14 protein-coding genes and 1 pseudogene are annotated in these 13,626 nt (G+C 69.1%); 8 read left to right on the forward strand and 7 right to left on the reverse strand.

Going from position 1 to position 13,626, the window contains the following annotated elements; all coding sequences use genetic code 11:
• Positions 1–30: 30 nt before the first annotated feature.
• Entirely contained in the window at positions 31–633 is a 603-nt protein-coding gene (locus ACX114_RS01520) for a transglycosylase SLT domain-containing protein (protein ID WP_459293964.1), read from the forward strand.
• A 103-nt stretch (positions 634–736) separates the two neighbouring features.
• Here the strand turns inward: ACX114_RS01520 and ACX114_RS01525 are convergent, their stop codons facing one another.
• Both ACX114_RS01525 and ACX114_RS01530 read right to left on the reverse strand, forming a co-directional pair.
• A complete protein-coding gene (locus ACX114_RS01525; RefSeq protein ID WP_459293966.1) occupies positions 737–1,033 on the reverse strand; it encodes a hypothetical protein in 297 nt (98 codons plus the stop codon).
• A gap of 180 nt (positions 1,034–1,213) precedes the next feature.
• Entirely contained in the window at positions 1,214–1,729 is a 516-nt protein-coding gene (locus ACX114_RS01530; protein WP_459293968.1) for a hypothetical protein, read from the reverse strand.
• A 213-nt stretch (positions 1,730–1,942) separates the two neighbouring features.
• Between ACX114_RS01530 and ACX114_RS01535 the strand changes: the two genes are divergently transcribed.
• A complete protein-coding gene (locus tag ACX114_RS01535) occupies positions 1,943–2,401 on the forward strand; it encodes a DUF2267 domain-containing protein (RefSeq protein ID WP_459293970.1) in 459 nt (152 codons plus the stop codon).
• Between the two features lie 26 nt (positions 2,402–2,427).
• Here ACX114_RS01535 and ACX114_RS01540 read toward each other — a convergent pair whose 3' ends face one another.
• Positions 2,428–3,921: an HAD-IG family 5'-nucleotidase gene (locus ACX114_RS01540; protein ID WP_459293972.1), complete on the reverse strand. Its 1,494-nt coding sequence runs from the start codon at positions 3,919–3,921 to the stop codon at positions 2,428–2,430.
• A 169-nt stretch (positions 3,922–4,090) separates the two neighbouring features.
• Between ACX114_RS01540 and ACX114_RS01545 the strand changes: the two genes are divergently transcribed.
• The gene (locus tag ACX114_RS01545) at positions 4,091–4,723 is read left to right on the forward strand and encodes an SRPBCC family protein (protein ID WP_459293974.1); all 633 of its coding nucleotides are present in this window, start codon (positions 4,091–4,093) and stop codon (positions 4,721–4,723) included.
• Between the two features lie 39 nt (positions 4,724–4,762).
• Complete coding sequence (locus ACX114_RS01550; RefSeq protein WP_459293976.1) at positions 4,763–5,602, forward strand: DUF5131 family protein; 840 nt, start codon at positions 4,763–4,765, stop codon at positions 5,600–5,602.
• Here the strand turns inward: ACX114_RS01550 and ACX114_RS01555 are convergent.
• Entirely contained in the window at positions 5,580–6,476 is an 897-nt protein-coding gene (locus ACX114_RS01555) for a LysR family transcriptional regulator (protein WP_459293978.1), read from the reverse strand. The two genes, ACX114_RS01550 and ACX114_RS01555, sit on opposite strands and share 23 nt — an antisense overlap.
• A gap of 87 nt (positions 6,477–6,563) precedes the next feature.
• Between ACX114_RS01555 and ACX114_RS01560 the strand changes: the two genes are divergently transcribed.
• Positions 6,564–7,397: an oxidoreductase gene (locus ACX114_RS01560; RefSeq protein ID WP_459293980.1), complete on the forward strand. Its 834-nt coding sequence runs from the start codon at positions 6,564–6,566 to the stop codon at positions 7,395–7,397.
• Positions 7,398–8,305: 908 nt separating this feature from the next.
• On the opposite strand, the pseudogene ACX114_RS01565 reads toward ACX114_RS01560, so the two are convergent.
• The 3 genes and pseudogenes from ACX114_RS01565 to ACX114_RS01575 form a co-directional block, all read right to left on the reverse strand.
• Positions 8,306–8,455, reverse strand: a pseudogene (locus ACX114_RS01565) (GntR family transcriptional regulator); the annotation flags it as partial.
• Between the two features lie 160 nt (positions 8,456–8,615).
• Entirely contained in the window at positions 8,616–9,092 is a 477-nt protein-coding gene (locus ACX114_RS01570) for a hypothetical protein (RefSeq protein WP_459293982.1), read from the reverse strand.
• Between the two features lie 8 nt (positions 9,093–9,100).
• Positions 9,101–10,879, reverse strand: a complete 1,779-nt coding sequence (locus tag ACX114_RS01575) for a serine/threonine protein kinase (RefSeq protein WP_459293984.1) — start codon at positions 10,877–10,879, stop codon at positions 9,101–9,103.
• Between the two features lie 262 nt (positions 10,880–11,141).
• On the opposite strand from ACX114_RS01575, the gene ACX114_RS01580 reads away from it, so the two are divergent.
• From ACX114_RS01580 to map, 3 genes are all read left to right on the forward strand, one after another.
• Positions 11,142–12,173 carry a hypothetical protein gene (locus tag ACX114_RS01580; RefSeq protein WP_459293986.1) on the forward strand — a complete coding sequence of 344 codons (1,032 nt, stop codon included), beginning with the start codon at positions 11,142–11,144 and terminating at the stop codon, positions 12,171–12,173.
• 157 nt (positions 12,174–12,330) lie between these two features.
• Positions 12,331–12,570 carry a hypothetical protein gene (locus ACX114_RS01585; RefSeq protein ID WP_120552755.1) on the forward strand — a complete coding sequence of 80 codons (240 nt, stop codon included), beginning with the start codon at positions 12,331–12,333 and terminating at the stop codon, positions 12,568–12,570.
• Positions 12,567–13,568: a type I methionyl aminopeptidase gene (map, locus tag ACX114_RS01590; protein ID WP_459293988.1), complete on the forward strand. Its 1,002-nt coding sequence runs from the start codon at positions 12,567–12,569 to the stop codon at positions 13,566–13,568. Before ACX114_RS01585 ends, map begins: the two co-directional genes overlap by 4 nt.
• Positions 13,569–13,626: the final 58 nt, after the last annotated feature.

Raw genomic sequence — 13,626 nt, forward strand, 5'->3', positions numbered from 1 at the left:
TTTTCGGCAATCACAAAGGTCCCTCCCCCCATGGACTACAAGATCAAGTCGGGCGACACGCTGAGCGCGCTGGCCAAGCGGTTCAACACGGATGTGGATTCGCTGGTGAAGGCGAACCCGAACATCACGAACAAGGACCTGATCTACGCCGACGCGAACCTGAACATCCCGGGCAGCAAGGATGACTTCCAGGCGCAGGGTGTCTCCAAGGGGCCGGACCTGACGGGCGGCGCGCAGCAGACGCAGGGCGCGCAGGCGGTGGGGGACGTGCCCCCGGGCCAGGTGGGCGACTGGATCAAGCAGGCCATGGACATCCTCAAGGCCAACGGCGTCCCGGCGGACAAGATGAACCCCCAGGACATCGCGAAGATCATCCAGCACGAGTCCAGCGGGAACCCGAACGCCATCAACCTCTGGGACTCCAACGCGAAGAAGGGCACGCCCTCCATCGGCCTGATGCAGACCATCCAGCCGACGTTCGACGCGCACAAGCTCCCCGGCCACGACAACATCCGCAACCCGGTGGACAACATCATCGCCGGCGTCCGCTACTCCATTGAGCGCTACGGCTCCGTGTCCAACGTCCCCGGCATCAAGGGCCTGAACAGCGGCAGCGGCTACGTCGGTTACTGATCGGCGCGCGACAGAGCCCAGACGCACCGCGCCCCGCGGTGGAAGACGGTCGTTGCCGTCTCCCACGCGGGGCGTCGTCATTTCCGTGGCGAAGAGCGGGCCGTCAGCCCCCGTGCAGCGGTGAGCGCTCCCGTGGGCCACCCGCGCTCTTGATGTGGATCTGGCTGGGCGCCTTCTTGCGCCCTCTCAGCCCAGTGCCCCGGTTGTTGCGCTTGGGGCCGTGGTCGCCAGCGGCGGGGCCCAGCGTCACGCGCTTGAGCTCCTTCTGCCGCAACAGCGCCGCCTCATCATCATGGGCCAGTGTCTTGCGCCCATTGCTGGCCTGCACGCTCGCCTGGGCCGCATGGGGATCCACCCGTCGCTTGTTCTTGATGCCTGCCACTCGGGTCCGCACGGACATGAAGTCCTCCTTTGAGCTGAGGTAGGGACCCCGGCGGAGTGTTGCCATCCCTGGCGACGGGCGGGACAGGGGCCGCCCCGGGAGCATGCGGGTCGCGGGCGCCCGGTGGCGCGGGATGACAGGGGGCGCACGAGCGGCGCTCATCCATGGGCGGGAATCACGCCCGGACCCCACCGCGACTCAGGTGAGGTCTTCGTTGTCGCGGCGGGCGCGCTTCTTCGCCTTGGGCTTGCCAGGCTTGGCTGCCTTGGCCTTCTTCTTCTCCGTGGCCTCCGGCGGGAACAGCCAGCCGTCCTCGGGGCGGGGCTGGGAGGCGTTCACCGGCTCCAGGTGCTGGCCACGGCAGCCACGGCACCAGGACTGCGGGCGGCGCTGGCCCCGGCTCATGATGCGGAAGCCGAAGTCCTGCTCCGTGGGCCCCACGTGGCCGCAGCGCGGGCAGCGCGTCATCGACGTGGTGCCCGTCTCCCGGGCCTTCTCCTTGCCGTGCTCCACCACCAGCGCCAGCGCGGCGGCGAACCCCAGCTTGCGCTCCGAGGGCACGTGGAACTGACGCGCGCGCTTGCGGTTGCCCCGGCCCATCACGGGCAGGAGGTCCAGGCCTCCCAGGAGGTTGCGCTGCTCCAGGACTCGCGACGGAGACGATGGCGGGGTCGAGTGGCTCACGCGATCATTTCTACGGGAGGGGTCTGACATGCCCGGTTCACGCGCCGGGTCGCCAGGTCCCGCTCCGTTCGGAGGTCTGGACACGTGTTCAGTAACCCCTGGCATTTCCAGGGGATTCCCCCGGCGGCCGGGCGGGGGTGGGGCGCCGGGGGGCGGGGCCCGCCTGCCTGCCGGGCGCGAACCGGGGCTCCGGTGCCCACCTTCCAGGAGGTCCCGTCCCCCTTACCCGCCGGAGGTGTGCCCATGGCCCAGGCCCACGAAACCGAAACCGAGAAGCAGGAACGCCACGCGCGGCGGCATGAAGCCCACCTGCGCGCCACCTACGCGGCGTTCATCCACCACCTGTGTGACTTGAGCGCCCTGCCTCCCGCGCTCGCGGAGTCCGCCGCCGTGTCGGTGCTGAGCGCGCTGGAGCGCAGGCTCATGCCCAACGGCGCGCGCAACCTGGAGTCCCAACTGCCCCGGCTGCTGGTGGAGTTCCTGCCGCCGCCGGAGGAGCGCCCCCGGCACCCCCACCGCTTCGGCCGCGAGGAGCTCATCGCCTCCGTGGCGGAGGACCTCCAGATGCCGGTGGACCGGGCGGAGGTGGTGGTCCGCGCGGTGCTGCGCGCCTTCCAGGACCAGATCTCCGAAGGCGAGGCGGACAAGGTCGCCAGCAACCTGCCCGCGGACCTGCAGGCCCTCTGGCGCCTCACGCAGTAGCGCGCGAGGCGCCTTGAGCCCGGGCGCTACTCCGCGGGGCCGCTGCCCGCGCCGTCCCCGGTGGTGAACACCGGGGTGCCGCCGGGGATGCTGGGGTCGTGCGGGAGGCTGCCGCGCGGGCTGCGCAGGTAGACGAACGGCGTGGCGAAGAGGAAGTTGCTCACGCGCGACGTGTAGATGTCCGCGTAGCGCTCCACCTGCCGCGCCAGGTGGCTCTTGTCGTTGCCGGCGCGGGTGAGCAGGCCCCAGTGCGGATTGGACAGCTCACCGGCCGCGCGGGCCATGGGGCCCAGCTCCGCGTCCAGCGCCTCCAGCTCCGCGCGCAGCTCCGTGAGCCGCGTCACCAGCTCGCCCTCCGTCACGTCCGAGCGGGGGCCGTACTGGTGCCTGCGCCGCTGGAGCTCCAGGCGCACCTGGCAGCTCTCCGCCTCCAGGCGCTCCTTCCTGAGCATGCGCTCGCCAATGCGCACCTCGGTGGCGCGGAAGGCGGCGATGGCGCGCACCTCGTCCTCCAGCTCGCGCAGGATGAGCGCGGTGCGCCAGCGCAGCACGTTCTTGCTCACGTGCACGTCGCCGAACATGTGGTCGCCCACGTAGAGGATCTCGTCGCCGGACAGGCCCAGGTGCCGCTCCAGCTCCAGCGCGCTGCCGCCGAAGTAGGGCTTGTTCTTGTCGAGCGGTCCGGAGTGCGGCCGCAGCAGCGCTTCACCATTCGCCTCCACCACCTCGAAGAGGGTGGAGCGCGTGGTGAAGAACTCGGGCTTGCGCGCGCTGACGATGACCACGTCGAAGAGCTGGCGCCAGGTCATGCCTTCGGGCAGGTGCCGGTCGAAGGCGAAGTGCATCATGGGCTCCGTGTAGGCCCACTCGCTGTTGGTGATGAGCAGCACCTTCTTGCCAGCGTTCTTCTGGTCCAGCAGCGCGAGCGGCGTCTCCGGGTCGTCGATGACGTAGCGCTCGGGGTCCGCGATGATCTCCGCCTTGAGGCGCCCCTGCATGTGCGTGGCGTCCAGGTTCTTGCGCACGTGCTCGTAGAGGTCCGCGTAGCCCATGGGACCGGGGAGCTGGCCGGCGTCCAGGCGGTCCACGAGCTGCGCGTAGATGCAGGCCTCGGAGAGGGAGAACAGCGTGTTGAGGAACACCCAGCGCCGGTCCGCCAGGTCGATGACGGTGCGGGTATAGGCCTCGCGCTGGGACTCGAAGTCCATGGGGCGGCTGCCGTGCAGGGCCTTCTTCACGAAGCCGAAGCGGTTGGCCTTGAGCAGGTTGCCCTTGGCGGTGTCGATGATGAGGCCGCGGATGGCGAGCATCGGGTCGAAGGTCAGGTCGGCCACGGGCCAGCCCTGCTCCACCAGACGGTCGCGAATGTATTCGTAGGCGCGGCGTTCCCACGCTTCCACGCGGTAGTGGATGAGCGTGTAGTCCATGTCGTAGCCCACGGCCTTGATGGCGCGCATGTTCAGGGTGCGGTTGCAGAACAGACCGCGTTCGGGCGGGGGACCGGAGAAGTGAGGAGCCATGGGAGCAAGGCTTGCCAAGGCTTGCTCGCAAAGTCGAGCGGCCCGTGTGTCCAAGTCGTCTCGTGGGCAGGCCCGGGTCGTTCGGGTGTCGGAAAGATGGGATACAGGTGACGTACGCGCCGCGAAGGCCGGGCACGCGCGGAACCAAAGGGCAGAAGACATGTCGGGAATGACGCGGCGCTGGGGCCTGGCCCTGGCGGTGGTTCTGGCGGCGGGCGTGGCGGGGGCACAGGAATGGGAGACGGTGGCGACGAAGCCCTTCGTGATCAAGGTCCGGCCCCGTCCGGGGACGAAGGCCAAGGACATCTGGGCGGAAGGCGAACTCAAGGCGAGCGCGCTCCAAATCCAGACGGCGCTGGAGGACCAGGACTCGTACCGGCTCTTCATGCCGTACGTGAAGGAGTCGCGGGTGGTGCGGCCCACGGATGACGGCGGGCGGCTCACGTACACGCGGCTGGACCTGCCGGTGGTGTCCTCGCGCGACTACATCTGCCACGTGGTGACGGAGTCGAAGGTCGCGCCGGATGGGTCGGGTGTGTACCAGCAGCGCTGGAAGGCTGAGCCGGACGCGTTCCCCGGCAGGCGGGACGTGGTGCGCCTGCGGCTGAACGAGGGCAGCTGGAAGGTGGAGCCGAAGGGCGAGGACACTTCCTGGGTCGTCTATAAATTCACGGTGGACCCCGGAGGTTCCGTCCCCGGGTTCCTGGCCAGCGTGGGGCAGAACGACGCGGTGGTGGACACGCTGCGCGCGGTGGAGAAGCGGGCGAAGTCGCTGCCCATGGAGCCGCCGCCCGCGAAGTAGGGATGGAGGCAGGCGGGCCGGGTGTTCCCTTCGGACGCCATGGCTGACAACTCCAAGATCGAGTGGACGGACGCGACGTGGAACCCGGTGCGCGGCTGTGTGAAGCTGAGCCCCGGGTGCAAGCACTGCTACGCGGAGACGTTCGCGGAGCGGTTCCGGGGCGTGCCCGGGCACCCGTATGAGCAGGGCTTCGACCTGAAGTTGATTCCGGGGAAGCTCGCCGAGCCGCTGCGCTGGAAGGCGCCCAAGCGCGTGTTCGTGAACTCGATGAGCGACCTGTTCCTGGACGACGTCCCGGAGGCGTACATCGAGACGGTGGCGCGGGTGATGGCGCTTGCGGACTGGCACACGTTCCAGGTGCTGACGAAGCGCGCGGAGCGGATGCAGCGGCTGCTGTCCACGCGGCTCGCGTTCGCGGCGAGGCTGCCGAACGTCTGGTGGGGCGTGAGCGTGGAGGACCGCAAGTACGGCCTGCCGCGAGTGAAGCACCTGCAAGCGGCGCCCGCGCGGGTGCGCTTCCTGTCCATCGAGCCGCTGCTGGAGGACCTGGGTCCGGTGGACTTCACGGGCATCGACGGTGTGATTGTCGGAGGCGAGAGCGGCGCGAAGTCTAGGCCGCTGGACCCCGAGTGGGTGCGCTCGGTGCGCGAGCAGTGTGACGCGGCGGGCGTGGCCTTCTTCTTCAAGCAGTGGGGCGGCAAGCGCAAGGCGGCGGCCGGGCGCGTGCTGGACGGGCGCACGTACGACGCGCTTCCCCGAAGCACGGCGGCTCCGTTCCCGGAGGACGCCCGGCGCCTGCGCTTGCTGGAGGAAGCCGAAGCGCTGGCGGCCCCGTGGCTGAGGCCGCCAGTCCTGGTCAGCGCCGCCGCTTCAGCTTGAAGAAGTCGATGAGCGCCTTGAGCTTGGGCGCCACCTGGACGCGGCTCGGGTAGTAGAGGAAGAAGCCGGGGAGGGTGGCGGAGTACGGTTCGAGCACGCGCACGAGCCGCTTCTCCGCGAGCAGCTTCTGGACGCGGCTCTCCGGGACATAGGCGAGCCCCAGCCCGGAGACGGCGGCGTCCAGCACCAGCTCCGCGTCATCGAACGTCACGCGGCCCTCGACGGCGGCCTCGATGCGCTTTGCGCCGTCGCTCAGCCCCCAGCGGAGGAGCCCGCCGGTGGTCCGGCTGCGGTAGTTGATGCAGTCGTGGTCGCGCAGGTCGCGAGGGTGCTTCGGCTTGCCGCGGTTGGCGAAGTACGCGGGCGAGCCCACCACGTGCATGACGATGTCGCCGCTCACGGGGATGGCGATCATCTCGCGGTCCACGAGCTCACCGACGCGGAAGCCCGCGTCGAAGCCCTGCTGGACGATGTCGACCAGCGCGTCTTCCAGGTGGATGTCCACGCGGATGTCGGGATGGGCGGTGAGGAACTCCGCCAGGCGCGGGCCGAGCACCTCCTGGTAGCCGTAGCGGGGCAGGGTCAGGCGCAGCAGCCCCGCGGGCCGGTCGCGAAGCTCGCCCAGGGACTCGAAGGCATCCTGCACGCCGTGCATCGCGGGTTCGAGCCGCGACAGGAAGCGCGAGCCGGCCTCGGTGAGCCCCACGCTGCGGGTGGTGCGCTGGAGGAGCCGCACGCCGACGCGCTCTTCCAGGGCCCGGAGGCTCTGGCTCACCGCGGAGGGCGTGACTCCAAGCTCCGACGCGGCGGCGGTGAAGCTGCGTCTGCGAGCCACCGCGAGGAACGCCATCAGGCCGGAGAGGTCGTCGCGCATTCCTTAGCGTAGCTACAAAGTGCATCCAGTGACGACGCGTTTCGGAGCGAAAGGCCGGGGCGTACTTCATGGGCCATGGAGGCAGTCATGAACGCACAGGGCAAGGTCTGGTTCATCACGGGGTCGTCGTCTGGGTTTGGCCGCAACATCGTGGAGGAGGTCATCGCCAGGGGGGAGCGAGTGGTCGCGACGGCGCGAGACCCGCGCACGCTGGAGGACCTGGTGGCGAGGGCTCCGGACCGGGTGCTCGCGCTCCAGTTGGACGTGACGAAGCCAGGGCAGGTGGAGGAGTCCATCACGGCGGCGCTGAAGCGCTTCGGGGCCATCGACGTGCTGGTGAACAACGCGGGCTACTCGGTGTTGGGCGCGGTGGAGGAGACGAGCGACGCGGAGCTGCGGGCGGTCTTCGAGCCGCTCTTCTTCGGAGCGGTGGCGATGACGCGAGCGGTGCTGCCGCACCTGCGCGAGCGGCGGACGGGCATCATCGTGCAGGTCTCGAGCCTGACCGGACTGGTCGGATACCCGGGCGCGGGGGCGTACAGCGCGGCGAAGCACGCGCTGGAAGGCATCTCCGAAGCACTGGCGAAGGAGGTCGCGCCCTTCGGAGTGAAGGTGCTTCTCGTGGAGCCGGGAATGTTCCGCACGAAGCTGCTGGACACCGGGTTCCGGTCGATGCCGGAGCTGCCCGCCTACGCGGAGTCGATGGGCCCCACGAGAGCCTGGGTGGCGCAGTCCGCCGGCACGCAGCCCGGGGACCCGGTGAAGGCCGCGAAGGCCATCGTGGACGCGGTGGCCGCCGGAGCCCCGACACTTCGCCTGTTCCTGGGGTCGGACGCCCCCGGCCCCATCCGCGAGAAGCTCGCGCAGGTGCAGGACGACGTGAACCGCACGGAGCAAGTCGCGTTGTCGATGGGCTTCTGAGGCGGGAGCCCCAGGAAACGGGCAATGAACCGCCAGACGCGCGGAGCCCACCGGCCCACGTGAAGCAGTCCGCCCTCCCTTGGATGTTCCACGGCACGGGGGCGTTCACGGTCGTTGTCAGGTGGGGCATCTGACAAGCCTTCCAAGACCGTGCCCATCATGCCCTCGGCGCACGTCCCACCGGATTCGGATGGGACGCGCTCCGCGAGTGCTGGAATCACCGACATCCCGTTGTCGGACTCCACGGGGGAGGCCTTCTCGTCGGGGCGAGTTGAGACCCCAGGCACCTCGGTGTCCCCGGTGACTGGCTCGCAGTGACTGTCCGGAGAGGGAGAGGCAGGCTCCTTGGGGGGAGGAGCGAAGGCGTTCAGCACGCGCTCGTCGCGCGCCTTGAGCAATGCCGGTAGCTCGTGCTGGAGGGGCTGTGGGTCGCGCTCGGACAGGATTCTCATGGCGCAGAGAGCCCACTCGCGCAGCGCCTCGCCACCCATGAAGGGCTGCAGCCGGGCCGCTCCTCCCAGGAAGGCCCGATGCAGGGACTGCACGAGGAGCACATACCCGGGACGATCCGCCACCCGGGCCGCCAGCCGCAGCAACTCGAATTCCACCTGTGCGCAGTAGGCCCCATCCTCCCAGTGCGCCGCGTCCTGGAGTTGGAAGCACGTGTACCTCAGCCGGTCCAGGTCGACGTCCGAGGCCCTCGCGCAGCAGTCGGCCAGAAGCTCCACCAGGACCTGCCGCCTGAGGCTGAAGTATCCCTCCAAGAGCCGCCGTGCGTTCGGCGCGCGCACGTCATGCAGCCCCAGCCCCAGGTTCTCCAGCGTCAGCGACTCATCCATGGCCACCGCGCGCGTCCTGCGGCCAGGGTGCTGCTCCACCAGACCCCGCGCCGCCAGTCGCCGCACTGCTTCGCGGAGGGTGCCTCTGCACACGTTGAAGCGACGCGCCAGCTTCGCTTCCGGGTCGAGCTGCCCACTCGGATGCACCCGTCCCAGCGCGATATCGCGCTCGAGCTGCTCCTCCACGTACGCCACGAGTCCGCCTCGTCCCATCCCCATCCCCTCCTCGAATCAGCATGGCCATCCAACCACAGGGGTCTGACATGGACGTGCGGGCCCACCCTCCGGCGGCCCAGGCAGCGAAAACCTGTCCGACAGTCGGACAGGTTTCTGGAAAGCGCCTCCGGCGGGCGGCCCCTGTCCGTGCGGCGTGGATGGATCAGATGGAAGGAAACCGCACTCCCGGCAGGACGAGCAGCTTCGTGCCCTCCGCGTCCTGGAGTTCCAGCGTGTAGACGCCGCGAGCCTCCTGCGGTTGGGCTTCGGCTTCCACGATGATCTGGGCCGTTCTGGCTTCGGACCTGGGGTCCACCTCAATCACTTCCACGACCTTCAAGGTCTGGTGATTCGGACCGCTGAGACTCGCCCTGGCGACCCTGCTGGGCAGAGGCATCCTCCCTGGGAACTCCAGTTGCACCGCGATCCGGCGGGCGGAACGGAAGCTCCTGACCTGGAAATCCGTGTCCGAGGGACCCTTCAGTTCCAGCGTCTGGACTCCCCGTTGCTCCAAGATCTCCGTGGAGAGCATCGTCGCCAATCCCGCGTCGGGACAGACCTGCACGGGAAGTGGAGTGGCTGCGTCGCCGGACACGCCTCCATCCGCGGCTGCCAGAAATGGAAGCAGGAACAGGAGCACGCGTCCTCCTATTCGTCGTATCGCCACACTCCCCGCACGGACATCTTGTTGGGAACGATGGCGGTGTTCTCGTCTCCCCCTTTGCTGCGCGGAACGCCCCTCGTCCGGTCTTCGATGAACCAGAGTTCGATACAGACAGGAAATGTGTCACCGGTCTTGTTTCGGCGCAGCTGGGTGAATCGGCCGTAGACCCGTTTGGAACCGACGTAGAGCGTACCGGTCAGCATGGAACCGTGTCTGACTTCCCCCATGCCGCCGTGCGTGTATACAGCGGCACGTCCCTCGCGGACGGTGACGAAATCGGATTGTGTATTCGGGTCGAATTTGGCGGCCCACTGCATCTGGTCGATCTCCAACGTCTTCATGGCTGCGAGTGCATCCGCCGGACAGTCTTCGGCGGGAGGCGTGGGCCGGTCCACCAGGGGCGCGCTGGCGCAGGCCATGCCCGCCATGCAGGACGCAAGCGTCGCGGCCTTGAGCGCACGGACGGGCTTCGGAGACGGTGGGGCAGGGGGCTTGGTCGTCACGGGAGCGTGTTCCTCTTTCTGTGCCGGCACGGGGGCGGCGACGGGAACACTGTGCGGGCGGTCTGGCGGGCTCGCCAGTTTATGACCAACCGGGGCGGAAACACTCTCTGAGACCTGGGGGGTTGTATGGCGAGTCCAGCCCCGAAGCAGGACCTCCCAGGTCCGGGGTCCCGCCAGCAGCAATCCCAGGCATGCCACCACTCCCACCCAACCCCAGGCCGGGAACCGGCGCGGGGCCACCGGCTCGGGAACGGGCCGGGGCCTTGGCGCGGGCGTCAGGTAGGGCCGCGCGGGCCACGCCGGGCGGCGGATCTGCTTCGGCGTGCCCGGAATCTCATCGAAGAGGTGCGCCTCGAACGCCGCCGCTCCTCCCGAAAGCAGCCCGCGCATCAGCTCCGAGTGCGCCGCCTCCCCCGTGCGCGGCCGCTGCTCCGGCTCCTTTTCCAACAGCCGCAGGATGGCCCTCGACAGGGGCTCCGGCACCTGGGGATTGATGTCCCGGGGAGACGGCGGCAGCCGCTCCGTGATGGCCACCGCGAGCAGCTCCGGCTCCTGCCCCGGTGGGAACGGATAGTGCCCCGTGACGGCCCGGTACAGGCACACGCCCAGGGCATACAGGTCATCCGCCTCCCGGTAGGGATAGCGCAGCTCCGGCTGCCTCCAGTGGCGCTGCTGGAAGCGGATGGCCTCCGGACTGCGCAGGTGCAGCGTCCCCGGGGGCAGGGTGGTGGTTGTCAGCGTCGCGGCCCCCGTCTGGTCCCCGGCCCCGAAGTCGATGAGCACCGGCACCTGCTCCCTCTCGCGGACCAGGATGTGCTCCGGCTTCAGGTCGCGGTGCAGCACGCCTCGCGCATGCAACACCCCCAGCGTCATCGCCACCGAGCCGCCCACCATCGCCACCTGCCGGAACGTGGGGTTGACCGTCTCCGCCCAGAGGTGGAGCGCCATCCCCTCCACGCAGTCCATGACGAAGTACGGCAGCCCCTCCACCGGATCCGGCCACCGCCCCGTGGCATGCACCCGCACCACGTTCGGATGCCACGCCCGGTCCAACAACAGCGCCATCTCCCGCAGCGCCCGGGCCGGATCCGGATGCAGCGACAGCTTGAGCGCGAAGCTCCGCCCCGGCGCGTCCAGCGGCTCCACCCGGTAGACGGCGCCGTATCCGCCCACCCCCAGTGTCCCCTGCACACGCCAGCGCCCCACCTCCGCGCCGGGCTGGAGCGCCCCCGGGAACACCTGTGACCCTTCCTGACCCATGGACCTCCAGGGTCGCATGAAGTCCACTCAACCTGGAAGGTCAGTTGGGGCAGGAGGCCGGAGGCAACCCTGGGGCCGTGTGTTCCTACGTCAGGAAGTCTCGCCTCGTGGAACCAGACGGAATGCTCCCAGCGGAACACGTCTGCGGTGACTGAAATGTGACATGAACAAAGCGCGTATCAGGCCGGTGGTGTCAGACGGATTTGATGTATTAAGCCGCGTCTCATCGCAGCTCCCCCCCCCCCTCATCCAGGAGTTCCTGATGCGTCGTCTTGGCTCAGCCCTTCTCGCCGTGGGCATGCTCGTTGGTTGTGGTCCTGGTACCCAGGCGGAGACTCCCCCCGAGTCCGCCCCGTCCGCCGAGCAGCAGCAGCAGGCCCCCATCCTCACGACGACGAACGTCGACGTGGCCATCGAGTGCTCGGGCATCCTCGAGTTCGCGAACACGGCGTCGTACTCGCTCCTCGACCGCTACCTGCCCAGCAACGTGGTCACCAACATCGTGAACCGCCGCGCCACCGCGCCGTTCACGTCGCTGGCGGACCTGTCCACCGTGCCGCTCGTCGGCCCGGCCCGGCTCAAGCAGTTGGAGGGCGGCGCCCGCACGATGGACTTCATCGACGCGGACTGTGTCGGCATCCTGGATGGCATCGCCATCTCCCGTGACGACCAGACCGCCATCGTCGCGCTGGTGAACAGCATCGACGACTCGGAGCTGCACGACGTCCTGCCGGACGCGTGGAACGGCGCCGTCAACCTGCTCAACACGCGCCCCTTCACCACCGCGCAGCAGATCGCCGACACGGCGGGCATCGGTGACGTGAGCTTCCGCAACATCCGCAACTCCGCCACCCTGAGCCGCCCGCTGGAGGCGCTCTTCTCCGCCATCAACGCCATCCCGAGCAACGGCTCCTATGGCGCCACCACCCTGCGCCACTTCGACTGGTGGAACATCGCGTCCGCGAACCACTACTACCGCGATGACAAGACGTGCTTCGGCCTGGAGCCCACCAGCGTCCCCTACGGTGCCTCCATCCGCCCGAACCTGGCCGACGCCGCCGAGGTGCGCGCCGAGGTCCAGCGCGCCTTCAACTACGTTGGCGGCAATACGAAGGTCTCCGCCGCGGTCCGTGACGCGGGCTTCGCGAACCTGGACGCGCTGACCCAGGGCCGCTCCTTCAAGGGCTGCATCCTCACCTACGAGAACGACCCCTGGAGCCGCAACACCGTCCACATCTACGTGGACACCGTGAACGGCTTCAGCGTGATGACCGAGACCTGGTGGGCGGAGTAGTCCTCCCCACCTGACGTCCCCGCCGTCCCGAAGCCCCGGGTTCCCTCATGGAGCCCGGGGCTTTGTCATGTCCGGAAGCAGGCAGGCCCCTGGCGGGCAGGCGGGCCCGGGAAGGAAACCGTGCATCCCCGCGTGTCTATGGGTATAGACACGCCCCATGTGCCCCCTGGTGAACACGAAGGACCTGATTGACGCCCAGGAGGTGGCGGGCCTGCTGCGCCTTGCCCACCCCAACAGCGTCAGCACGTACCTGCGCCGGTACCCGGACATGCCGCGTCCGGTGCTCGACCTGGGCGCCGGGCGCCCGCGCCTCTGGCTCAAACCCCAGATGCTCCGCTGGGCCCGCGCCCGCCAGGCCGCCGCCAACACCGACACAAGCTCCCGAGGCTCCCGATGACCACCGCCACCCCCCGAACCGCCCCCGCCGTCCTCCCCGGGCCCAATGACGCCTGCTGGTGCGGCAGTGGCTCCAAGTACAAGAAGTGCCACCGCGGCGCGGACACCGTGGAGGCCCGCCGCAAGGGCTCCGACACCAACCGCAAGGGCATCCGCCCCGGCATCGTCAGCCCCCGCCGCGTGGTGCCGCTCACCATCGCCCGGCCGGACTACGCGGACTCCATGGCCGGCCGTCCCTCGCGCTCGCGCAACGAGCCGGACGTGAAGTCGCCGGACGTCATCGCCCGCATGCGCCGCGCCTGCCAGGCCGCCGCGCAGGTGCTGGTGGAGACCGCGCAGCACGTGCGCGTGGGCATCACCACGGATGAGCTGGACGCCATCGCGCACGAGGCCTACCTCAAGCGCGGCGGCTACCCCAGCACGCTGAACTACCACAAGTTCCCCAAGTCGCTCTGCACCTCGGTCAACGAGGTCATCTGCCACGGCATCCCCGACAGCCGCGCGCTGGAGGACGGCGACATCGTCAACCTGGACATCACCATCTACCTGGATGGCGTCCACGGCGACTGCTCGGCCACGTACCTGGTGGGCAACGTGGAGCCCCAGCACCAGCGCCTGGTCCAGATTGCGAAGGAGTGCCTGGACATCGGCATCGCCGCGGTGAAGCCGGGCCGGCCCATCAGCGACATTGGCCGCGCGGTGGAGGCCCACGCCGTGAAGAACGGCACCAGCGTGGTGCGCGCCTACTGCGGCCACGGTATCGGTGAGACCTTCCACACCGCGCTCCAGATTCCGCACTACTACGAGCCGGAAGCCGACACCATCATGCAGCCCGGGATGATCTTCACCGTGGAGCCGATGATCAACCAGGGCCACTGGGACCACCGCACGTGGAACGACGACTGGACCGTCGTCACCGCGGACGGCATGCGCAGCGCCCAGTTCGAGCACACCCTGCTCGTCACCGACACGGGCGCGGAGATCCTCACCGTCCCCTGAGCTTCTCCATCCCCTGAGACACCACGGGCCCCGGACGCGCTTCGCATCCGGGGCCCGC

The organism is Corallococcus sp. M7, assembly GCF_054512695.1.